Below are 23,387 nucleotides of genomic sequence, written 5' to 3'. Positions count from 1 at the left end.
TTCTAAACAGATTTGAGCGCAATGACTAACGCTTGGATCTGTTTAGCATCGGTCACTGGAATTTTAAAATCGTCCAGACCATCTGCCCCCATTTTTGCATTGTCGGAAAATAACGCCATCTTTGTCATTCTTGTCGACTTTCCGGATAAGTGAAGTTCACGTACGCCGGTGGATTTGACGATATCTGCCACATTTGTAGCAGTGACACCTGCACCAGCCATTACCGAGAATCGGCCTTTAGATCGATCAATCATTGAGCTTATAATCTCTTTACCCTCAACTGCATTAGCCGATAAACCAGAAGTGAGTATTCGCTCACATCCTAATTCAGCAATATTTTCAATGGCAAGACGATAATCGGAGCATTGATCTATTGCTCGATGAAAAGTAACCCCTAAGCCACTTGAAGCTTTAACCAACAGACGACTGGTTTCCATATCTATATCTCCAGCGCTATTCAGAGCACCAAAAACAACACCTTGTAAGCCTGCTTTTTTTGCCACGTAAATGTCTTCTAACATTGCCTCAACATCATCATTGTCATAGAGAAAATCCCCTTGACGTGGTCGGATCATGGCGTATATAGGAACAGTCGAAATCAAAGCTGCTCTCTTCATAAATCCATAACTAGGCGTTAAACCACCAAGCGCTAAGGATGAACAGAGCTCAATACGGGTTGCTCCGCCAGCTATTGCGTTGCGCAGGGACTCTAGATTATCGATACAGACTTCAATTTGGTATGGCATGGAAAACTCGTTTACTTTTATATTATTGCGCATGTGAGTTTAGAGGGGATAACATTTTGAGTCTAGAGGTGTCTTTGATGCAAATAAAAAACCCAAGCTTTCGCTCGGGTTTTGATCTTGGGCTGATTATTACTTTATAACTGATTGGCGTGCGTTTTACGCTTTTATGTTTCCAACCATAAACCTGTGTTGAGGACAGGCTTAGTAGTAATTATTTTAAATCGTCTTCGTGCTCAGCTAGGAATGCTGCAACACCAGTTGGCGTTGCGTCCATACCTGCTTTGCCTTCTTCCCATTGTGCTGGACAAACTTCGCCGTGCTCAAGGTGGAAGTTTAAAGCGTCTACCATGCGTAACATTTCATCGATGTTACGACCTAGTGGAAGATCGTTCACTACTTGGTGACGAACAACACCTTCGTCATCAATTAGGAAAGAAGCGCGGAAAGCTACACCAGCTTCTGGGTGCTCGATACCGTATGCTTGGCAGATTTCATGTTTAACGTCTGCTGCTAGTGGGTACTTAACTTTACCAATACCGCCGTCTGCGATTGCAGTGTTACGCCAAGCGTTATGAGAGAATTGAGAATCGATAGAAACGCCGATCACTTCAACACCTTTGTCTTGGAAATCTTGGAAGCGTTTGTCAAAAGCGATCAGCTCTGATGGGCAAACAAAAGTAAAATCTAGTGGGTAAAAGAATACTACCGCCTTTTTACCTTTAGTGAATTCTGCGAAGTTGAAGTTATCAACGATTTCACCGTTACCTAAAACAGCTGCAGAAGTAAAATCTGGGGCTTGACGTCCTACTAGTACCATTTTCTTGCTCCTAAAAATAAGTATGTTCTTAAACCAGATGGTTTGAGTTTCTGTTCCGACAAGCAAACTATAGTACATAATAGAGCATCTAAAAAAGCGAATTAAATAGATTGATTTAATCGAAAAAAGCGATAAGGTTATTTCGCGTCTTATTGAGATATTTAACAACAAATTAATTGGTTGCAAAGATAAACTATATGAATAAATGGCCGAGCCTAAAACAGCTTCACTATATCGTCACACTCCATGAAACACGGCACTTTAGTGATGCTGCTCAAAAATGTTTTGTTAGTCAATCTACCTTGAGTAAAGGTATTCAAAATCTCGAAGCGATGATTGGCTGTCCCCTTTATGAGAAAAAAGATAAAAAAAGTCCTCTGGTATTTACTCAGGCCGGCGAACTGGTCGTGACCCATGGTAAGGAACTGTTGGCTAAAGGTCAGGATCTGATCGAGCTAGGGAAATTATGTCAAGGTGAGACAATGCAAGGTCAACTCAGAGTTGGCTGTATTCCTACCATAGCACCGTTTCTTTTATGCGATTTGGTTCAAGAGGTAAACCAACGATTCCCTCAACTGAACTTGTTATTAAGAGAAGACACGACGTCGAATCTATTGGAAGCATTGAAGCACGGAGAGATGGACGTATTGATCTTAGCTCTACCGGTGGATATTGGAAATATGCACAGTAAGGTAGTGGGGCAAGATCCATTTAGGATGGTCATTAGCCGCAATCAGGCAGATTCTATCCGAGTGCCGATAAAATATAATGAGCTACCTAATGAATCCGTGTTTTTATTGGAAAATGAGCACTGTTTAACCGAGCATGCCGTATCGGCCTGTAAGTTAACAGACAAAGAAAAAATTAACCCGTTTACCGCCACAAGTTTACATACTTTGGTGCAGATGGTAGCCAATGGGTTAGGGACAACGTTTATCCCTCAAATGGCAATTGAACATGGCTTACTAGAAAACCAAAACCTAATTGTGGTTGATCCCCCAGGGCAACAAGCTTACCGAGATATTGGCCTTGTTTGGAGACCAAGCTCTTCACGTTATGAGACGTTTGAACAACTCGCAGAGGTGGTTTCTGAACTAATGTAAGGTCTGTTTTTATTTGAATAGGACGTGGTATTTAAATGAAAAAAGCATTGGAAGTTGGGCTTGGCCTTCCAATGCTGAAATCTTGTCTGGTTAGTTAGTCAACAGCACACTCTACGTCGTCTGTTAAAACCTCAATACAAGCAAGGCTAATGTCTTGGTTAATATAGGCCATGCCTAGTTTATTGAGATAATCCATTCTATCCGCTTTTATTAAATCGATATTAGGAGCACCAAATCCACAGCGCTCATAAATTGAGGCTAAATGGACCATAAATTGCTCGCCTGTTTTCATTAATAACAAGCTTGCGGCCCCAACATCGGGTTTGATTTTGGTTCGCTGTTTATCAGACAAGTTTATCGCTAATACAACAGGTTCTTCGTTTCCTTCAAAGCGAACACTTCGGTTACGCACGGCTTGTTCGGCCCAGTAATAGGCCAGCTCTTTGCTCTGAGTTAGAAAAACCGGTTCTTGCGATTCTGTATAGGTATTACCAATCGTTGCCATTGTACTGACGGCGGCTTGGTTTAAAGCTTTATCCCCTGAACGCTTTAGTCCTTGCCCCTGAATTGAAGAGAGCAAAGCAGAAGAAGTGCCGTGATACCAAATATCATTCGTCTCAAAACCATCAGACGTTAGTAATTGTTTTGCATCTTGAAGGTGATTAGGAACTAAAGTCATCGTAGGCATCCTCATTCAGGTGTTCAGTCGAACCGTCGTTCACATGTTATGCAAGCGACGGTTTTAGGGCAGTATTAATTGAACTGGTTAGAAGTATTCAATGCACCACCTGCCTTTAGTGCATTTTCTCCAGCAAAGTATTCTTTGTGGTCATCACCCATATCAGAGCCTGACATGTTTTGGTGTTTAACACAGGCAATACCTTGGCGAATTTCTTGTCTCTGTACACCTTTTACATAACCTAGCATTGCTTGGTCACCAAAATACTCTTTGGCTAAGTTGTCGGTTGATAGTGCAGCCGTGTGATAGGTAGGCAAGGTGATTAAATGGTGGAAGATCCCTGCATCACGAGATGAATCAGCTTGGAATGAACGAATCTTATCGTCAGCTCGAGTAGATAGCTCTGTTTCATCGTATTCGACACTCATCAAGTTATCACGATCATAAGCAGATACATCTTCACCTGCTTCAACCATAGCGTCGTAGGCTTGTTGACGGAAATTCAAAGTCCAGTTGAACGAAGGTGAGTTGTTGTAAACCAGCTTCGCGTTAGGGTGAACCTCGCGAACACCATCCATCATCTCTTTAATCTGGCCGATATGTGGTTTCTCTGTTTCAATCCACAATAGGTCAGCACCAGCATTGATGGCTTCGATACAGTCAAACACACAACGGTCTTCACCTGTACCTGAGCGGAATTGATATAAACCAGATGGAAGACGCTTAGGACGAACGAGTTTGCCATTGCGGTTAAAGCAAACATCGCCTTCCGCCATTTCAGAAACATCAATTTCTTCTGCATCTAGGTATGAATTGTATACATCACCTTGGTCACCTGGCTCTTTAACTACCGCTATCTCTTTTGTTAAGCCAGCACCCTGTGAATCGGTACGAGCAACAATAATACCGTTATCAATACCTAACTCTAAGAATGCATAACGTAGTGCACGAAGTTTCGCGTGGAAGTCCGCGTGAGGAACAGTCACTTTGCCGTCTTGGTGACCACACTGTTTTTCATCGGCTACTTGGTTTTCTATTTGTAAGCAACAAGCGCCTGCTTCGATCATCTGCTTAGCCATTAGGTAGGTTGCTTCAGCGTTACCAAAACCAGCATCAATATCAGCGATAATGGGTACAACATGAGTGACGTGGTTATCGATTTGGTCTTGAATAGAGGCTTCTTTTGCAGTGTCGCCTGCCTCACGTGCATCGTCTAATGCGCGGAATAAACCACCTAACTCTCTTGCGTCAGCTTGACGTAAAAAGGTGTAAAGTTCTTCAACTAGGCCCGCAACAGTTGTTTTTTCATGCATTGATTGGTCCGGTAGAGGGCCAAAGTCTGAACGAAGTGCCGCCACCATCCAACCTGATAGATAAAGATAGCGTCCATCGGTTTTTCCGCCAAAATGTTTCTTTACGGAAATCATCTTTTGTTGACCGATAAATCCATGCCAGCAACCCAAAGACTGAGTGTAGTTAGAGTGGTCTTCATCATAAGCGGCCATATCAGCGCGCATAATGTTTGCTGTGTATTGTGCGATATCCAAACCTGTCTTGAATCTGTTTTGAGCACGCATACGAGCGGCTGATTCTGGATTAATAGCATCCCACGGAGCACCTGCTGCATTTTTAACAGCTCCGATAGCGTCGATGTCTTTATTTATTTGTGACATAGGTATTCCTCGTTCCATGAAGTTGAGATGTAGACCAAAAAACTGGTCGGTTACTAGCGGTTAGGCATGGACAAAGTTTAAACAGTTATGTGATGATTTAGCTAATTTATAGCCATTATACTCGGTATTTATCTTATGAATGTCTCCAGGATCGATCTCAACTTATTGGTATATTTAGATGTTTTGCTTCGAGAGCGAAATGTAACTCGTTCTGCAAGTCAGCTTGGCATCACACAACCAGCAATGAGTAATGGACTTAAACGACTTCGTGACCTATTCGGTGATCCGCTACTGATTCGAACCAGCGAAGGAATGGTGCCAACAGAGCGTGCGCAAAAGCTGCAGCCTATTATCCGAAATGTTTTGGCTAGTGTTGAAAAGGCGGTTCAGCCTACAGCGGAGTTTTGTTCAGAAGACAGTGATCGGTTGTTTCGTATTATGGCAAGTGACTATACAGAATCGACATTGATTCGTGCTTTATTGAAGCGGTTAAGTCGGGTTGCGCCTAAGGTTCGTCTAGATATTATGACGCCAAGTGATGTTAGCTATCAGGATGTAGAACAGGGTACTGTAGACATCGTTATCAACCGTTTTGACCATATACCTCAGTCTTTTCATCAGACGAATATCTGGCATGACACCTTTTCTTGCCTATTCAGCCGCGATAACCCCGCAGCGAAGCAGTTTGACTTAGATGCGTATCTTCAGGCTCAGCATGTATGGATAAGTAAAACGGGCATGGGGACTGGTGTTGGAGTTAACCCTAGTGATTCTCAAAAACTGGGTTGGGTGGATGCCGAATTAGTTAGACTTGGAAAAACGCGCAATATCACGGTATTTACTCGTCACTATTTGGCTGCTGTACTGATGGCAGAAGAGACAAATCTCATTGTGACCATTCCAACTAAAGCGGCTCAGTTACAGATGAATAACCCCAAACTAATGATCAAGCCGGTTCCGTTTCCTGTTGCACCGTTTGAACTAAAGATGGCATGGAGTCCGCTATTGCAAAGTAATCCGGGGCATCAGTGGATGCGCCGTTTGATCAAAGACGTAGCAAGTGAACTTGAGAGTGGCATATATGTAGAATAGTTGTTTTATAGGTATTCATGTAAAAAATACCGAACATAACAACTATAAATTTTCTAAATTATCATCCTCTCTCTAGTATTAGTTACACACAATAATCGGTAAAACTAGAGAGATATTATGAGCAATCGCATCCAACAGGGCGGCTTACAGATTGATAGCACCCTCTACGCATTAGTAAATCAGCAAATTATTCCTGGTACCGATATTAACGTCGAAGATTTTTGGCGATCGTTTGAAGAGATCCTTGACGATCTTGCTCCTAAAAATAGAATGCTACTGACTAAAAGAGACGAATTGCAGAAGCAAATCGACGAATGGCATAAAGAGCGAATAGGTAAGAGTCTAGACCCGAAAGAATATAAACAATTTTTACAAAAGATTGGTTACTTAGTTGAGCAAGGCAAAGATTTTCAGGTATCGACGAAAAACGTAGAGCCGGAAATAGCAACGCAAGCTGGACCACAATTAGTAGTCCCTATTATGAATGCTCGCTTTGCACTTAATGCAGCTAATGCCCGTTGGGGTAGCTTATACGATGCGCTTTACGGAACAGACGTTATCAGCGAAGAAGGGGGGCCGAAAAAGGGACTAAGTTTAACCCTATACGTGGAAATAAAGTGGTGTCGTATGCTCGTGAATTTCTAGATAGTGCAACTCCTTTGAATGGTGCATCGCACCACGACACGATAAATTATACCGTTAGTAATACGCTTAATGCCACGTTAAGTAATGGTGAGCAGGTGACCTTGGTAGATAGTTCTCAGTTGATCGGTTATCAAGGTGAAGCATCTGCACCCACTGCCATACTTTTAAAGCACAATAACCTGCATTTGGAAATCCAACTTGATTCAACAACGCCTATTGGAAAGCTAGATAGTGCAGGCGTAAAAGATATTGTTATCGAATCTGCTTTAACCACAATTATGGACTGCGAGGATTCTGTTGCGGCTGTTGATGGTGAAGATAAAGCCTTAGCTTATCAAAACTGGCTTGGTCTAATGAAAGGAGACTTGCAAGAATCATTCGATAAAAATGGTAAAACCATTGTTCGCAAAATGAATGAAGATCGGTGTTATACAAATATACATGGCGGAGAGCTTTCGTTGAAAGGTCGAAGCATGTTGTTTATACGCAATGTAGGCCATCTAATGACGACTCCTGCAATCTTGGACTCTAATGGTAATGAAATACCTGAAGGTATTATGGATGGAATGATCACTTCATTGATTGCAATGCATGATTTAAAAGGAAATAGCCCATATCAGAACTCGACAGCAAACAGTATTAATATTGTTAAACCTAAAATGCATGGGCCTGAAGAAGTGGCGTTCACCACGGAATTATTTGGCCGTATTGAAGATGCGCTAGGCCTAGAGCGTAATACGATTAAAATTGGGATCATGGATGAAGAGCGTCGTACTTCGGTTAATCTTAAAGAGTGCATACGTGCGGCTCAAGAACGCGTTGTCTTCATAAATACTGGCTTCTTGGATCGTACTGGTGATGAGATTCATACTAGTATGGAGGCTGGTCCGTTCGCTCCTAAAGTACAACTTAAAACCATGACTTGGATTGGTGCTTATGAAGATCAAAATGTTGATGTCGGCTTAGCATGTGGGTTACAGGGTAAAGCGCAAATAGGTAAAGGTATGTGGCCAGAGCCAGATAATATGGCAAAAATGATGGATGCTAAAATTGGCCACCCACAAGCAGGAGCGAATACAGCATGGGTTCCTTCACCTACGGCGGCAACATTACATGCGTTACATTATCATCAAGTTAATGTGCCAAGTAGACAAGAAGAACTACGTCACCGCTCTCAAGCGAGTGTAGATGATATTCTGACCATTCCATTATTGGGTAATCAAAAGCTAACGGCTGAAGATATTCAGAAAGAGTTAGATAATAATACGCAAGGTATTTTAGGTTATGTGGTTCGCTGGATAGATCAAGGAGTCGGTTGTTCCAAAGTACCTGATATCAATGATACAGGTTTAATGGAAGACCGTGCGACATTGCGGATTTCAAGTCAACACATTGCTAACTGGCTTCGTCATGGAATATGTAGCGAAGCGCAGGTGATGGAAACCATGAAGCGAATGGCGGCTATTGTTGACCAGCAAAATACCGGAGACCCAAGTTATCACAATATGTCCCCAAATTTTGATGCGAGTGTCGCCTTTGAGGCTGCGTGTGAACTGGTATTCGAAGGATGTGCACAGCCAAGTGGGTATACCGAGCCGGTATTACATGCGATGCGTTTAAAGCTAAAGGCTTCGTAGCATTATTTCCAGGGGAGGTTATATATCTTATTGAAAATAATCAATATTTTCACGAAAAAGTTCAATATCTCCACGAAAAAATACGTCATCCCCACGAAAGTGGGGATCTAACACCGCAACGCTATTTTATATTAATACTCGTCGTCGTACTCTTCCGTTTCTAACTCTGCAAAATCGTTATCATCTGGTTCTGCTTCTTCTTGTAATTCGAGAAGGTGAATAGCGATAGTGACAAAATCACTGTCTGTAATAATTCCTACTAGCTCCTGATTTAAGACAACAGGCAAGCAGCCAACTTTATGTTTTTGCATATAGGTGGCGCTTTCTTTCAAGCCAGCGTGTGGGTCAACGCTCATTACGTTTTTGCGCATGGCAATATCTAAAGGTGTGGTTAGAGTATGTGACTGTTCTTCGGATATTTTTTGTAAACTGGACTCCTGCGCGGCTAGAACATCTCTTTGAGTAACTACGCCAAGTAACCGATTTTCTGTATCGACTACGGGAACATGACGAATATCGTGTTTTTCCATTAAGTGCTTAGCATCTGATAAGGAATGGGACCGCAAAAGCGTGTGAGGGTTGCGAGTCATCATATCTTCAATTTTGATCATCTCGACCTCCAATAGGGTGTCATAAAATATATTAATTCTTCTTAACTATAGGAGGGTTTATAAGAATTAACTGAGAGCTGTAGCAGTATTTTGAGCCACAGTTACAAACTTTTACAAAGCATAATTGATGAGAATTTAAGTAGATAGACGCGGTATAAATATACGATGGGAAATTGTCCAATTTATTGTTAGCCAGCCTTGCTATTAATGGTGTGCGCCCTATACTACGCTCCTGAAAATTTATTCGTTAAATAGAGTTAAAGACAACACAATGCAAGTTTCTGATTTCAGCTTTGAGCTACCCAATGAATTGATTGCTCGCTATCCTATGACCGAGCGTACAGCTAGCCGGCTGCTTCAACTTAACGGCGTTTCTGGTGAAGTAACAGACAGTACATTCAAAAATGTATTGGAACTGGTTGAAGAAGGTGACCTGCTGGTCTTTAACAATACGCGCGTAATTCCCGCTCGAATGTTTGGCCGTAAAGCGAGTGGTGGCAAGATAGAAGTACTTGTTGAACGTATGTTAGATGAACATACCGTGCTTGCTCATGTCCGCTCATCAAAATCGCCAAAGCCAGGTACAGAGCTTCTTTTGGGGGAAAACGGTCAATTTGAAGCTGAAATGGTCGCCCGTCATAACGCCTTGTTTGAAATTCGCTTTAAATCAGACAAAGCGGTTTTAGATATCTTGAACGAAGTGGGGCATATGCCGCTTCCTCCTTATATTGACCGTCCGGACGAAGATGCCGATAAAGAACGTTATCAAACTGTTTATAACGAAGTTCCAGGTGCTGTAGCTGCACCAACGGCTGGTTTGCATTTTGACGATGAACTTTTAGCAAAAATCCAAGCCAAAGGTGTCGAGTTTGCATACGTGACGTTGCATGTTGGTGCTGGTACTTTCCAACCAGTAAAAGTCGATAATATTCTTGAGCATCATATGCATGCAGAGTATGTTGAAGTTTCTCAACAGGTCGTTGATGCTATCAAGGCAACCCAAACCCGTGGTGGTCGAGTGATCGCTGTAGGGACAACATCGGTGCGCTCTTTAGAAAGTGCTGCGCAAAGTGCACTTAAGAATGGAACTGAGTTAGTACCCTATTTTGATGATACAGAAATATTTATTTATCCTGGTTACCAATATCAATTAATAGATTGTCTTATCACAAACTTCCATCTGCCTGAATCAACGTTGATAATGTTGGTGAGCGCATTTGCGGGATATGGCAATGTTATGGCTGCTTACGAGCATGCTGTAAAACAAAAATATCGCTTTTTTAGTTATGGCGACGCGATGTTTATCAACAAGAAGTAATAAAATTTTTAGTTCCTAGTCGTTGATAATAAGCGAGTTAGGAAATGACACATAAGTCAGACTGTTTCTCTGGCACATTGGAGGTTTCGTGAAATACGAACTAATTAAAAAGCAGGGCAATGCCCGTCGTGGTCAACTTCAATTTGAACGTGGCACCGTTGAAACACCAGCATTTATGCCTGTCGGTACTTACGGTACTGTTAAAGGTATGACTCCTGAAGAAGTTAAGGGTACGGGTGCCGAGATACTACTAGGTAATACCTTCCATCTTTGGTTGCGCCCAGGTCAAGAAGTTATGAAAATGCATGGTGATTTACATGACTTTATGAATTGGAACGGTCCAATTCTTACTGATTCAGGTGGTTTCCAGGTGTTTAGTTTGGGTGATATTCGTAAGATCACCGAAGAAGGCGTCCATTTTCGCAATCCTGTAAACGGTGATAAGATTTTCATGGACGCAGAAAAGTCGATGGAGATTCAAAAAGACTTAGGTTCTGACATCGTGATGATATTCGATGAATGTACTCCTTATCCAGCAACCCACGACGAAGCGAAAAAGTCGATGGAGATGTCACTTCGTTGGGCGCAACGCAGTCGCGATCATTTTGATAAGCAAGAAAACCCAAATGCGTTGTTTGGTATTGTCCAAGGTGGCGTATTTGAAGACTTACGTGATGTTTCTGTCGAAGGATTAACCAATATTGGCTTTGACGGTTATGCTGTAGGTGGATTGGCCGTAGGTGAACCTAAAGAGGATATGCATCGTGTTCTAGAGCATACGTGTCCTCAATTGCCTGAAGATAAGCCACGTTATCTCATGGGTGTTGGTAAACCTGAAGATTTAGTAGAAGGCGTTCGCCGCGGTATCGACATGTTTGATTGTGTTATGCCAACTCGAAATGCTCGTAATGGACACCTATTTGTGACTGGTGGTGTGATCAAGATCCGTAATGCGAAACATAAAACGGATACAGGACCACTAGATTCAGAATGTGACTGTTACACTTGTCAAAATTATTCAAAGTCGTATTTGCATCATCTGGATCGCTGTAATGAAATCTTAGGTGCAAGACTGAATACTATCCATAATTTACGCTATTATCAGCGTTTGATGGCGAGTATTCGCAAGGCGATTGACGAGGACCGTTTCGAACAGTTCGTAGAAGAATTCTACGCGCGTCGCGACAGAGACGTACCGCCATTGAATAAATAAGTGCTCTAACTAGACGATTTTTAATGTGATTGAGATGCAAATATGGACACTGACTGCATAAAAATCGTTTAATGTGAGTTCAATATATAGGGGTAGACCTTGAAATAAGGAAACTACTCCCCAATTTCTAATAGCAATTAAAACCTTAAAATAGAGGACGTTTTTGAATGAGTTTATTCATTTCTCAGGCTCACGCAGCAGCTGAAGGTGCGGCACCCGGTGGTGGTTTCGAGATGATAATCATGCTCGGCATGTTTGCAGCCATTTTTTACTTCATGATTTATCGCCCGCAATCAAAGCGTGCAAAAGAGCATAAAAACCTAATGTCCTCTATGGGCAAGGGTGATGAAGTGCTTACTAATGGCGGTATTGTTGGCAAGATCAGCAAAATCTCTGAAGACAATGATTATCTTGTGATTGCCCTAAATGACAACAATGAAGTAACGATTAAGAAAGACTACGTTACTGCAGTGCTGCCAAAGGGTACGCTCAAGTCTCTATAATTCAGCTTAAGGGTCCTTACTGTGCTGAACCGTTATCCTTTGTGGAAGTATCTGATGGTTGTGTTTGCCATTCTCATCAGTGCGCTATATGCCCTTCCAAATATCTACGGTGAAGATCCGGCTATTCAAATTACAGGGGCGCGTGGCGCCTCTGTTGATATGTCAACGCTGGATGCTGTCACTAAAACTCTCGATGAAAAGAGTCTATCAAGTAAATCCATTGCGTTAGAAAATGGATCTATTTTTGTTCGTTTTAACGATACAGATACTCAGATTAGTGCGCGTGACATAGTCAGCGAGGCACTGGGTAAAGATATTATTGTTGCGTTAAACCTTGCTCCATCTACGCCAGACTGGCTTGAGTCTATTGGTGCTGCACCAATGAAACTCGGCCTAGATTTACGTGGTGGTGTTCACTTTCTTATGGAAGTGGATATGGACGCCGCAATGGTTAAGTTAATTGAGCAACAAGAAGAAGCTTTCCGTGCTGAACTTCGAGAAGAGAAGATTCGCTATCGTGCTATTCGTAAACAAGGCAAAGAAGCAGTTGAAGTAATACTTCGTGATGCAGAGCAATTAGCTCAGGCAAAGCAAGTGCTCTCTTCAAAGCATGCGGATATGAGCTTTGTTGATTCTGAAGCGAACGGTAGTTTCTCCCTTACGGCAACTTTTTTAGAAACACGCTTAGCCGAAGTTCGCAATTACGCTGTTGAACAAAATATCACTATCTTGCGTAATCGTGTAAACGAACTCGGTGTAGCTGAACCACTTGTTCAACGTCAAGGCGCAAGTCGCATTGTTGTTGAATTACCGGGTGTACAAGATACCGCGCGCGCTAAAGAAATTCTTGGTGCGACGGCAACACTTGAATTCCGCGAAGTAGATGATAAAGCGGATTTAGCCGCAGCGGCGAGTGGACGAGCACCTGCGGGCAGTGAAATTAAAACCGATCGCGATGGTCGCCCAGTAGTACTTAAAAAGCGCATTATTCTTGGTGGCGAAAGTATTACTGACGCAAGTTCAAGTAACGATGAATACGGTCGTCCTCAAGTGAATATTTCACTAGACAGTGAAGGTGGTAGCAAAATGTCAGCATTCTCTAAAAAGAATGTCGGCAAGTTAATGGCTACCGTATTTGCAGAGTATAAAGACAGTGGTCGTAAGAATGCTGAAGGCAAAGTAATTTTGTCTAAGCATGAAGAAGTAATCAACCAAGCGACGATTCAAACTGCTCTTGGGCGTAACTTCCGTATCACAGGTATCGATTCACCAGCTGAAGCTCACAACCTAGCGTTGCTACTTCGTGCTGGTGCTTTGATTGCGCCAATTTCTATTGTTGAAGAGCGAACCATTGGTCCATCAATGGGGCAGCAGAACATCGATATGGGTATTCAGGCGTGTATCTGGGGTATGGTAGCCGTAATGCTGTTTACTCTGATTTACTACCGTACGTTTGGCTTAATCGCTAACATGGCGTTGATGGCAAACCTTGTATTGATTATTGGTGTGATGTCGATGATACCAGGGGCGACTATGACGTTGCCGGGTATTGCAGGTATTGTTTTGACCGTTGGTATGGCGGTGGATGCAAACGTACTGATTTTCGAGCGTATACGTGAAGAGTTGCGAGAAGGTCGTAATCCTCAGCAAGCTATTCACCAAGGTTATTCAAATGCACTAAGTACGATTGCTGATGCAAACATCACAACCTTAATTACAGCGATTATCCTATTTGCTGTAGGTACGGGTGCGATAAAAGGTTTCGCAGTTACGCTATCTATCGGTATTTTGACCTCAATGTTTACCGCCATTATCGGAACACGCGCTGTCGTGAACTTGATGTATGGTGGCAAGCGCATTAAGAAATTGTCGATCTAAGGGAAAGTTATGTTTCAGTTAATGAAAGCAGACAAAACGATCGACTTTATGCGTTGGTCAAAAGTGGCGTTTGTTTTATCTATTTTAATGATCGCGACCGCTATTGGTACCCTTTCAACCAAATGGTTGAACTGGGGACTAGATTTTACCGGTGGTACGTTAATCGAGGTCGGTTTTGAACAACCTGCGAATTTAGAACAGATTCGTGGAGCTTTACAAGCTGAAGGTTTTGGAGATGCAACAGTTCAAAACTTTGGTTCTGCTCGTGAAGTATTGGTGCGCCTTCGTCCTCGTGAAGATGCAACAGGTGAGAAGCTTGGCAACCAAATTTTGGATGCAATTAAACTAGGTACTGGTGAGCAAGTTGAGATGCGCCGTATCGAGTTTGTTGGGCCGAATGTTGGTGACGAACTAACCGAGGCTGGTGGTTTAGCTATTATTGTATCGCTTATCTGTATCTTGATTTATGTCTCGATGCGATTTGAATGGCGTCTAGCCGCTGGTGCTGTGTTAGCGCTGACTCACGATGTGATTATTACGCTTGGTATATTCTCTTTGCTACAAATTGAAGTCGATCTAACGATAGTCGCTGCGCTATTAACCGTTGTTGGTTACTCGCTTAACGATACCATTGTTGTATTTGACCGTATCCGAGAAAATTTCCGTAAGATGCGTAAAGGCGAACCAGTTGAAGTAATGAACAATTCGATTACTCAAACACTGAGTCGTACATTAATCACCTCAGCAACCACGTTATTCGTTGTTATCGCACTGTTTACTCAAGGTGGGGCGATGATTCATGGTTTTGCTCTGGCGCTTCTATTAGGTATTACTGTAGGTACATATTCTTCAATCTATGTTGCTTCGGCGCTCGCATTGAAACTGGGTATCCAGCGTGAACATTTAATGCCAACTCAGGTAGAGAAAGAAGGCGAAGAATTTGATGAGATGCCATAACGGAAACGTTACGTAACTTATTAAATTAGAATCAAAAATATAATGCCGCTAACAATAATGTTAGCGGCATTAATTTTTGGTGACTGTATTATTCGACGTAACACAAACCGGCCACCATGCGGTAATAAGCGGATGGGTTCAACTGTCAATAAATAATTAATAATATTCAAACGCAATAATATAGTTATTGCTAGGTTGAACTGTATTTTCATTGTCGAGCCTAGTTATATTGACTTTGATATTATGCTTGCTTGTTAGTTTGTTCATGTTATTCAAAATCGAGGCTTTAGAAGGGGACTGGTTTACGACTTTATTAATGTCAGAAAGGGGAAAGCTCGAACGAGTCTGAACGCTGTTACTTAAGCTATAGCAACCGGTTATCTCAAGTGTCGCGTCTCGAACTGAATTCGATACTGTACAAGTGGGCTCCGTGATTGCTCCTGTAAACGAAATCTTGCCCTTTGAAGCAAAGCTAAATGAGGACGTGCATAAGAGAGTTAATGTTAAAACTAAAGATATTTTATTATTCATTGTAATGTACTTATTGTTGATTTCTTAATTAAGCGCATAAGACACATATATTTACGAACAATGATTGATTGTATTTATAGTGTGCAATTACAAGCTCGACTATTTCTTAATATCATTACAATGGTAGACCATATTTTTTCTGCTGTAGCAAGTTATCATTAAAAATGGAAGCAATATGCTAACAGGTTGGGAAGTTTGAGCATAAAAAAACTCTCTTCTTTCGAAGAGGGCTTATAAACTTTAGCTATAACGGCCAGTATAAATGGCCTGTATTATTTTAGAATCGCACTGTTACCGTTTTCACGGATGTGCTTTAGTATATTCTTAGTACCACGGGCACTTGATGCAACCACATTGCCAGATTCCATGTAATTTGTACCACCGGCAAAGTCAGTTAAGATCGCGCCAGCTTCACGAGCTATAAGCTCTCCTGCTGCCATATCCCACGGCTTAAGACCAAGCTCGAAGAAACCATCTATACGACCGGCCGCCACATAACATAAATCAAGCGCTGCAGATCCTGCACGACGGAAGTCAGAACATTCGGTAAATAGAGATGTCATGATTTTGAAATAAGCTTCAGAATGTTGCTTTTGCTTAAATGGAAAACCTGTTCCTAAAACCGTACCTTCAAGATCTTTAAGTTGTTTTACGCGGATACGTGAGTTATTTAGTTGTGCGCCAGAACCACGTTGAGCAGTGAATAGCTCATTTAGCATTGGGTCATAAACGCAAGCAACTTCAGTTCTGCCGTTCATTCGAACTGCAATAGAAACTGAAAATTGAGGAAAACCTTTTACGAAGTTAGTAGTGCCATCCAGTGGGTCTATGATCCATTGTACGCCTTTATCTTTACCTTCAATGGCACCGACCTCTTCTGCGAGTACGCAGTGATCAGGATAAGCCGCTTTGATGATATCGATAATGATAGCTTCAGCTTCTTTGTCTACGTTAGTGACGTAGTCATTACTACCTTTAAGTGTAGCTTCGATTTTTTCAGCGTTTTCTAGTGATTTGGCAATATGATTGCCTGCTTTTCGCGCAGCGCGAATAGCGATATTTAGCATAGGATGCATAAATTTATACCCAACAGATGTTAAAGAACAGAAAGCGGCCGCGAGTATACCAGAGCCATTAAAAAATGGAAGTGGTTATTTTTTGTCCTTTGTTGGCGCTAAGTAAGATTTAATCAGATATGGTTTTGAGGGCGTTAATATTATTCACGCCAACTTATTTCTAGTCGACGTTTCGTTTCATAATACTTTGTTGGTCAAGTTGGCAATATAGCCCATTAATACAGTAAAATTTCACCAAGCAGCACTCTCTCAGTTTCCCGAAAACCCGAGCTGTGCTACCATTCTTCGGATTTTTTAATAGAGCAATTTTGAGTATGTTAGATAACGTAAAAGTAGTACTCGTCGGGACTTCTCATCCTGGTAATATCGGATCTGCCGCACGAGCAATGAAAGTAATGGGTTTGAGTCAACTTGTATTGGTTGAACCACAATGTAAAGTAGATGCTCAGACGTTAGCATTAGCTGCTGGAGCAGCAGATATCGCTCAAAATGCTCTAGTTGTTGATAGTTTAGAAGAAGCCGTTGCAGATTGTGGTCTGGTGGTTGGTTCAAGTGCTCGTTCTCGCACATTAGAATGGCCTATGCTTGAGCCAAGAGAATGTGGCGAAAAGTTTGCTATTGAAGGTGAAAGCCACCCCGTTGCTTTAATATTTGGCCGTGAACGCACTGGTCTTACAAATGAAGAGCTGCAAACCTGTCATTACCATGTTTGTATTCCTGCTAATCCTGAATACAGTTCCTTGAATCTCGCAATGGCAGTACAGACACTCTCCTACGAAGTGAGGGTTGCTCATCTTAATCGTCTACAAAGTGTTCACCTACAGCGTCAAGAAGAGTACCCGCGTCACAAAGAATTAGAGATGTTCTATGAACACCTTGAAAAAGTGATAACAGATACCCAGTTTATTGCACAGGATAAACCAAATATGGTGATGAATAAGTTGAGACGTTTATTTAATCGTGCTCGACCAGAATCACAGGAAATCAACATATTAAGAGGTATTTTGACCTCTGTTGAAAAGCAATTGCCGGGTAAAAAATAACCATTTTTTAAAAAAGGTTAAATACCTGACTAAATTAGTCAAATAAATACTTGACCATTTTGGTCGGGTATGAAAAACTCTTGAGTATGTTAGACATACAAAGAGTGTGATATGAGACTTACATCCAAAGGAAGATATGCAGTAACTGCAATGTTAGATGTTGCGCTTCACTCCCAAGACGGGCCGGTGCCACTAGCGGATATATCTGAGAGACAAGGCATTTCGCTCTCGTATTTAGAGCAACTTTTCTCGAAACTGCGTAAAGCAAGTTTAGTTGCTAGTGTGAGAGGTCCTGGTGGTGGTTATCGCCTCGGGAGAGAAGCATTTGATATCTCTATTGGAACCGTTATTTCTGCCGTTGATGAGTCGGTTGATGCGACTAAATGTGCAGGAAAAGGTGGTTGCCAAGGCGGCACTCGCTGTTTAACTCATACACTTTGGCGTGATTTAAGTGACCGAATCAGTGATTTTCTAGATAACATCACACTTGGTCAGCTTATGAATGACAATGAAGTATTACAGATTGCAGATCGCCAGGAGATAGAACTGGTGGTTAATAATGGGTATACACAAAAAACAAAAAGCACTGTCGCACCCATCAGTGCAAATGCGCGCTCATAGCGGCAATTTTTTACTGGAGTTAAAAAATGAAACTGCCTATTTATTTCGATTATTCAGCTACGTGCCCTGTTGACCCAAGAGTTGCTGAGAAAATGGTTCAATGTATGACGATGGATGGTAATTTTGGTAACCCTGCATCTCGTTCACATCGTTACGGCTGGCAGGCAGAAGAAGCGGTTGATACCGCTCGTGAGCAAATCGCAGATCTTATTAATGCGGATCCACGTGAGATAGTATTTACTTCTGGTGCCACAGAGTCAGATAACCTTGCGATTAAGGGTGCTGCGCATTTTTATGGCAAGAAAGGTAAGCACATTATTACCTGTAAAACAGAGCACAAAGCTGTTCTTGACCCTTGTCGTCAGCTTGAGCGTGAAGGCTTCGAAGTCACATATCTTGAGCCTGAAACTAATGGTCTTATTGACCTAAATAAATTATCAGAAGCATTGCGTGAAGATACGGTTTTGGTTTCTATCATGCATGTAAACAATGAAATTGGTGTGATTCAAGACATCACCTCTATTGGCGAATTATGCCGTGAAAGAAAAATAATTTTTCACGTAGATGCAGCTCAGTCTGCTGGTAAATTACCCATTGATGTTCAAGAAATGAAGGTGGATCTGATTTCATTTTCTGCACACAAAGTATATGGACCGAAAGGTATCGGCGCTTTGTATGTTCGTCGTAAGCCTCGCATCCGTTTAGAAGCACAAATGCACGGTGGCGGTCATGAGCGTGGATTCCGTTCTGGTACTTTAGCGACACATCAAATCGTTGGTATGGGAGAAGCTTTCCGTATTGCCAAAGAAGAGATGCAACAAGATTTTGACCATGGCTTAGCCATGCGTGACAGAATGCTTGCAGGCCTTAAGGACATGGAAGCGTTAACGATTAACGGTGATTTAGAACAAAGATTACCGAATAACCTTAATATCAGCTTTGCCTTTGTTGAAGGTGAGTCTTTATTGATGGCATTAAAAGATCTTGCTGTTTCATCAGGTTCTGCGTGTACATCCGCCAGCCTTGAGCCATCATACGTTTTACGTGCGCTTGGTCTTGACGATGAATTAGCACATAGCTCTGTACGTTTCTCTTTTGGTCGCTTTACGACTGAAGAAGAAATTGATTACGCAGTAGAACAAATTCGTGTAGCGGTAAGTAAGCTACGAGACATGTCTCCTCTATGGGATATGTATAAAGAAGGGGTTGATTTGAGCACAGTGGAATGGGCGCATCATTAATCTCAAGGAAATAGAGGATTCGAGGAAAATATTATGGCTTATAGTGAAAAAGTAATCGACCATTATGAAAATCCACGCAACGTAGGTTCTTTCGATAATGAAGACCCAAGTATCGGTAGTGGTATGGTCGGGGCACCGGCTTGTGGTGACGTGATGAAACTACAGATTAAGGTAACACCAGAAGGTATTATCGAAGATGCTAAATTTAAAACCTACGGTTGTGGTTCCGCCATTGCGTCTAGCTCATTAGTAACAGAGTGGGTAAAAGGCAAAAGTATCGATGAAGCAGCCGCGATTAAGAACTCAGAAATTGCAGAAGAACTGGAACTTCCCCCAGTAAAAGTGCATTGTTCTATTCTTGCTGAAGATGCGATTAAAGCTGCGGTTTCTGATTACAAGAAAAAGCATCAAGAGTAACGAATCTTAACAGTAAACCCTTTAGCTATTTATTAGCATTAACTGGAAATAAGGGAGGAAATTTCCTCCCTAGTAAAGAACAAACATTTAAGGTTGAAGTATGGCCATCTCCATGACTGAAGCGGCGTCTAGCCGAGTACAAACATTTCTTGATAACCGAGGCAAAGGTATTGGACTGCGTCTTGGGGTAAAAACAACAGGGTGTTCGGGAATGGCGTATGTGTTGGAATTTGTTGACCAGTTAAATGAAGAAGATCAAGTTTTCGAAATGAACTCTGTTAAGATTATTGTTGATCCCAAAAGCTTAGTTTACCTTGATGGTACCGAACTCGACTTTGTAAAAGAAGGTCTAAATGAAGGCTTTCAGTTTAATAACCCAAACAAAAAAGACGAATGTGGATGTGGTGAAAGCTTCACCGTCTAATTGCTGTTTCTAGGAACCATCTTCCTAGCAAATTGGAATCTATCTTAATGAATCATTTTGAACTATTCGGGCTACCTATCCAATATGAATTGGATGGTAGCCTTATTTCTTCCAAGTTTAGAGATTTGCAGCGTACTTTTCATCCTGACAACTTTGCTACCGCTTCGGAAAGAGACCGCTTGTTGTCCGTGCAGAAAGCCGCGCAGATTAACGATGCCTATCAGGTACTAAAGCAGCCTATTGCTCGTGCTGAATATATCCTTCTGCTCAACGGTTTTGATATAAAGGGTGAGCAGAGAACACTACAGGATCCACTCTTCTTGATGGAGCAAATGGAACTACGTGAAGAACTAGAAGAAATCACCTCCGAAGATGACTTGTTTGACTTTGATAACAAGGTCAGCAAAATGTATAAAAAAACCTACTCGATGTTAAAAAAGAACTCGATGAATCCCTTTGGGAACAAGCGACCGATCGAGTACGTAAACTCAAATTTATTGCCAAACTTAAGAATGAAATTGAGCGAGTTGAAGACAAATTAGTTGGTTAATCGACCGCTCAGATAAGGAAGCTCCATGTTATTGCAAATTGCTGAACCGGGACTAAGCCCGGCACCACATGAAAGTAAACTTGCTGTTGGTATTGATTTAGGTACGACAAATTCATTAGTCGCTTCTGTTCGAAGCGGTACAGCTTCACCACTACCTGATGTTAATGGAAATAATATTCTACCGTCTGTTGTTCATTACCAAGGCGAAACTCATCAGGTAGGTATCGAAGCACGAACTCATGCTCAAACCGATCCAAGTAATACGATTATTTCTGTTAAACGTCTTATTGGTCGGTCCTTAGTTGATATTAAAAATCGTTACCCATCGTTGCCATATAATTTTGAAGAAAGTGATAATGGCTTGCCGTTATTACAAACCAAATCTGGCCTGAAAAATCCTATCGAAGTGTCATCTGATATCCTAAAGGCATTAAATATTCGCGCTGAAAGTACCTTAGGTGGGGAACTGGAAGGTGTGGTTATTACCGTTCCTGCTTATTTTGATGATGCACAACGAGCAGGCACAAAAGATGCGGCAACATTAGCAGGAATGAAAGTACTTAGGTTGCTCAATGAGCCTACGGCCGCTGCTATTGCTTATGGGTTAGACTCTGGACAAGAAGGTGTTATAGCGGTTTATGACTTAGGTGGTGGTACGTTTGATATCTCTATTTTACGCTTGTCAAAAGGTGTATTTGAGGTACTTGCTACTGGTGGTGACTCTGCGCTAGGTGGTGATGATTTTGACCATTTGATAGCGAATTATTTTCAAACCCAGATGGGGCTAAAGTCGCCATTATCTGCTGAGCAAAATAGAACACTGCTAGACGCAGCGACAGAAGCTAAAATTGCGTTATCAAAAGAGTCTTCTATAGAAATTACTATTTTTAATAAAGTTTGTAACTTAACACGTGAAGAGTTTGAATCTTTGATTCAACCGCTCGTTAAAAAGACGCTACTTTCTTGCCGTCGTGCAATGAAAGACGCAGATGTCGATAGCGAAGAGGTGCTGCAAGTGGTTATGGTGGGAGGCTCTACTCGCACCCTTCTTGTACGTGAAATGGTTGGCGAATTTTTTGGTCGTACTCCACTGACAACAATAAATCCTGATGAAGTCGTTGCAATAGGAGCGGCTATTCAAGCGGATATTCTTGTTGGTAACAAGCCTGATGCAGATATGCTTTTGTTGGATGTTATCCCTCTCTCTTTGGGTATAGAAACCATGGGAGGATTAGTTGAAAAGATCATTCCACGTAACACCACTATTCCTGTAGCTAAAGCACAAGAGTTTACGACTTTTAAGGATGGGCAAACCGGTATGATTGTTCACGTGACGCAAGGGGAACGTGAACTTATTGATGACTGCCGCTCTTTAGCTAAGTTTTCACTTAAAGGGATTCCTGCAATGACGGCGGGTGCTGCTCATATACGCGTAACTTATCAGGTAGATGCGGATGGTTTGTTGTCAGTAACGGCAATGGAGAAAAGCACCGGTGTACAAGCGGATATTCAAGTAAAGCCTTCTTATGGTCTAAGTGATGATGAAATTGCTAACATGCTAAGAGACTCAATGACGTATGCTAGAGACGATATGGAAGCGAGAGCGTTAGCGGAGCAGAAAGTCGAAGCTGATAGAGTGATAGAAGGTTTAGTTGCGGCAATGCATACTGATGGTGATGCTTTGCTGACTGACGACGAAAGTAAAGAACTAATAAAAGCCATTGAAGCCCTAATAGAGCTTCGAAATGGTGATAATGCAGACGCAATAGAGCAAGGTATTAAAGACACAGATAAAGCAAGTCAAGAATTTGCTTCACGTCGAATGGATATTTCGATACGTAGCGCTCTTTCTGGACAGTCTGTTGACGATCTTTAGGCCGTTGTTGTACTGATTAAAACGTAGGAAAAAGTTATGCCGAAGATAGTTGTATTACCTCATGAAGATCTTTGTCCTGAAGGCGCTGTATTTGAAGCGAAATCAGGTGAGACGGTTCTTGATGTAGCATTAAAAAATGGAATTGGTATTGAGCATGCGTGTGAGAAATCATGTGCCTGTACAACCTGCCATGTTATCGTACGAGAAGGGTTTGATTCGCTTGATGAAAGCGATGAGCTAGAAGATGATATGTTAGATAAGGCTTGGGGACTTGAGCCTGAATCTCGTTTAGGTTGCCAAGCTAAAGTTGCTGATGAAGATCTCGTTGTTGAAATCCCTAAATATACGCTGAATCACGCATCAGAAGACCACTAGAGATAATAAAGGGAGTGAATGATGAAATGGACTGATTCTCTAGATATAGCTATCGAATTGTGCGAGTTATATCCAGACACCGATCCTAAAACGGTAAGGTTTACTGATTTGCATAAATGGATCACAGAATTGGAAGAGTTTGATGATGATCCCCAACGTTCTAATGAGAAAATATTAGAAGCGGTCATCCTTTGCTGGATGGATGAAATGGATTAATCATCAGATAAATCTACTCTACATGGTCAAAAAGAAATCACATAAAAATAGAAGGGCATAGCCCTTCTATTTCGTTTGTAATAGCGATGAAATAGACTGTCACTACGAACAATGAAAATAGACGCAGCCATAATAAGAAAGAGCT

At 41.8% G+C, this 23,387-nt stretch carries 21 protein-coding genes and 2 pseudogenes; 17 read left to right on the top strand and 6 right to left on the bottom strand.

Features of this window, described 5'->3' with window-relative positions:
* Positions 1 to 2 precede the first annotated feature (2 nt).
* Both PGX00_RS14335 and PGX00_RS14330 read right to left on the bottom strand, forming a co-directional pair.
* Positions 3 to 746: a copper homeostasis protein CutC gene (locus tag PGX00_RS14335; protein ID WP_272137571.1), complete on the bottom strand. Its 744-nt coding sequence runs from the start codon at positions 744 to 746 to the stop codon at positions 3 to 5.
* A gap of 211 nt (positions 747 to 957) precedes the next feature.
* Entirely contained in the window at positions 958 to 1,563 is a 606-nt protein-coding gene (locus tag PGX00_RS14330; protein ID WP_272137568.1) for a peroxiredoxin C, read from the bottom strand.
* 197 nt (positions 1,564 to 1,760) lie between these two features.
* Here PGX00_RS14330 and PGX00_RS14325 point away from each other — a divergent pair, with 197 nt between their 5' ends.
* Positions 1,761 to 2,666, top strand: a complete 906-nt coding sequence (locus tag PGX00_RS14325) for a hydrogen peroxide-inducible genes activator (protein ID WP_272137566.1) — start codon at positions 1,761 to 1,763, stop codon at positions 2,664 to 2,666.
* A 94-nt stretch (positions 2,667 to 2,760) separates the two neighbouring features.
* Here PGX00_RS14325 and PGX00_RS14320 read toward each other — a convergent pair whose 3' ends face one another.
* Both PGX00_RS14320 and PGX00_RS14315 read right to left on the bottom strand, forming a co-directional pair.
* Entirely contained in the window at positions 2,761 to 3,360 is a 600-nt protein-coding gene (locus tag PGX00_RS14320; RefSeq protein ID WP_272137563.1) for a hypothetical protein, read from the bottom strand.
* A gap of 59 nt (positions 3,361 to 3,419) precedes the next feature.
* Positions 3,420 to 5,018: an isocitrate lyase gene (locus PGX00_RS14315; protein WP_272137561.1), complete on the bottom strand. Its 1,599-nt coding sequence runs from the start codon at positions 5,016 to 5,018 to the stop codon at positions 3,420 to 3,422.
* Positions 5,019 to 5,153: 135 nt separating this feature from the next.
* Between PGX00_RS14315 and PGX00_RS14310 the strand changes: the two genes are divergently transcribed.
* On the top strand, positions 5,154 to 6,110 hold the full coding sequence (locus PGX00_RS14310; RefSeq protein ID WP_272137560.1) for a LysR family transcriptional regulator: 957 nt from the start codon (positions 5,154 to 5,156) through the stop codon (positions 6,108 to 6,110).
* 117 nt (positions 6,111 to 6,227) lie between these two features.
* Positions 6,228 to 8,392 (top strand): annotated as a pseudogene (locus PGX00_RS14305) (malate synthase G).
* 131 nt (positions 8,393 to 8,523) lie between these two features.
* Here PGX00_RS14305 and PGX00_RS14300 read toward each other — a convergent pair.
* Positions 8,524 to 9,003: a CBS domain-containing protein gene (locus PGX00_RS14300; protein WP_272137558.1), complete on the bottom strand. Its 480-nt coding sequence runs from the start codon at positions 9,001 to 9,003 to the stop codon at positions 8,524 to 8,526.
* Between the two features lie 271 nt (positions 9,004 to 9,274).
* Between PGX00_RS14300 and queA the strand changes: the two genes are divergently transcribed.
* The 5 genes from queA (at position 9,275) to secF (ending at position 14,872) form a co-directional block, all read left to right on the top strand.
* The gene (gene queA / locus PGX00_RS14295) at positions 9,275 to 10,321 is read left to right on the top strand and encodes a tRNA preQ1(34) S-adenosylmethionine ribosyltransferase-isomerase QueA (protein WP_272137556.1); all 1,047 of its coding nucleotides are present in this window, start codon (positions 9,275 to 9,277) and stop codon (positions 10,319 to 10,321) included.
* Positions 10,322 to 10,409: 88 nt separating this feature from the next.
* Positions 10,410 to 11,534 (top strand): tRNA guanosine(34) transglycosylase Tgt, encoded by a 1,125-nt coding sequence (tgt, locus tag PGX00_RS14290; RefSeq protein WP_272137554.1) that lies wholly within the window; start codon positions 10,410 to 10,412, stop codon positions 11,532 to 11,534.
* A 167-nt stretch (positions 11,535 to 11,701) separates the two neighbouring features.
* Positions 11,702 to 12,037 (top strand): preprotein translocase subunit YajC, encoded by a 336-nt coding sequence (yajC, locus tag PGX00_RS14285; protein WP_272137552.1) that lies wholly within the window; start codon positions 11,702 to 11,704, stop codon positions 12,035 to 12,037.
* A gap of 21 nt (positions 12,038 to 12,058) precedes the next feature.
* A complete protein-coding gene (gene secD, locus PGX00_RS14280) occupies positions 12,059 to 13,915 on the top strand; it encodes a protein translocase subunit SecD (RefSeq protein WP_272137551.1) in 1,857 nt (618 codons plus the stop codon).
* A gap of 9 nt (positions 13,916 to 13,924) precedes the next feature.
* Positions 13,925 to 14,872: a protein translocase subunit SecF gene (gene secF / locus PGX00_RS14275; RefSeq protein ID WP_272137550.1), complete on the top strand. Its 948-nt coding sequence runs from the start codon at positions 13,925 to 13,927 to the stop codon at positions 14,870 to 14,872.
* A gap of 803 nt (positions 14,873 to 15,675) precedes the next feature.
* On the opposite strand, the gene suhB is transcribed toward secF, so the two are convergent.
* Positions 15,676 to 16,479, bottom strand: a complete 804-nt coding sequence (gene suhB, locus PGX00_RS14270) for an inositol-1-monophosphatase (RefSeq protein ID WP_272137549.1) — start codon at positions 16,477 to 16,479, stop codon at positions 15,676 to 15,678.
* A 314-nt stretch (positions 16,480 to 16,793) separates the two neighbouring features.
* On the opposite strand from suhB, the gene trmJ reads away from it, so the two are divergent.
* The 9 genes and pseudogenes from trmJ to iscX all read left to right on the top strand — a co-directional run bounded on the left by trmJ (position 16,794) and on the right by iscX (position 23,242).
* The gene (gene trmJ / locus PGX00_RS14265; RefSeq protein ID WP_272138078.1) at positions 16,794 to 17,522 is read left to right on the top strand and encodes a tRNA (cytosine(32)/uridine(32)-2'-O)-methyltransferase TrmJ; all 729 of its coding nucleotides are present in this window, start codon (positions 16,794 to 16,796) and stop codon (positions 17,520 to 17,522) included.
* 111 nt (positions 17,523 to 17,633) lie between these two features.
* Positions 17,634 to 18,143, top strand: a complete 510-nt coding sequence (iscR, locus tag PGX00_RS14260) for a Fe-S cluster assembly transcriptional regulator IscR (protein ID WP_272137548.1) — start codon at positions 17,634 to 17,636, stop codon at positions 18,141 to 18,143.
* 26 nt (positions 18,144 to 18,169) lie between these two features.
* Positions 18,170 to 19,384, top strand: coding sequence for an IscS subfamily cysteine desulfurase (locus PGX00_RS14255; protein WP_272137547.1), 1,215 nt, complete (start codon positions 18,170 to 18,172; stop codon positions 19,382 to 19,384).
* A 33-nt stretch (positions 19,385 to 19,417) separates the two neighbouring features.
* Positions 19,418 to 19,801, top strand: a complete 384-nt coding sequence (iscU, locus tag PGX00_RS14250) for a Fe-S cluster assembly scaffold IscU (RefSeq protein ID WP_272137546.1) — start codon at positions 19,418 to 19,420, stop codon at positions 19,799 to 19,801.
* Between the two features lie 100 nt (positions 19,802 to 19,901).
* Positions 19,902 to 20,225, top strand: coding sequence for an iron-sulfur cluster assembly protein IscA (gene iscA / locus PGX00_RS14245; RefSeq protein WP_272137545.1), 324 nt, complete (start codon positions 19,902 to 19,904; stop codon positions 20,223 to 20,225).
* A gap of 47 nt (positions 20,226 to 20,272) precedes the next feature.
* Positions 20,273 to 20,775: pseudogene (gene hscB, locus PGX00_RS14240) on the top strand (co-chaperone HscB).
* Positions 20,776 to 20,800: 25 nt separating this feature from the next.
* Positions 20,801 to 22,651: a Fe-S protein assembly chaperone HscA gene (hscA, locus tag PGX00_RS14235; RefSeq protein ID WP_272137544.1), complete on the top strand. Its 1,851-nt coding sequence runs from the start codon at positions 20,801 to 20,803 to the stop codon at positions 22,649 to 22,651.
* A gap of 36 nt (positions 22,652 to 22,687) precedes the next feature.
* Positions 22,688 to 23,026 carry an ISC system 2Fe-2S type ferredoxin gene (gene fdx / locus PGX00_RS14230; protein ID WP_272137543.1) on the top strand — a complete coding sequence of 113 codons (339 nt, stop codon included), beginning with the start codon at positions 22,688 to 22,690 and terminating at the stop codon, positions 23,024 to 23,026.
* A 21-nt stretch (positions 23,027 to 23,047) separates the two neighbouring features.
* Entirely contained in the window at positions 23,048 to 23,242 is a 195-nt protein-coding gene (gene iscX / locus PGX00_RS14225) for a Fe-S cluster assembly protein IscX (RefSeq protein ID WP_272137542.1), read from the top strand.
* Positions 23,243 to 23,387: the final 145 nt, after the last annotated feature.

This window comes from Vibrio algarum (assembly GCF_028204155.1).
GTDB lineage: Bacteria > Pseudomonadota > Gammaproteobacteria > Enterobacterales > Vibrionaceae > Vibrio > Vibrio algarum.
The sequence above is the reverse complement of the archived record's forward strand: the minus strand, read 5'-3'. Positions and strand labels throughout refer to the sequence as shown.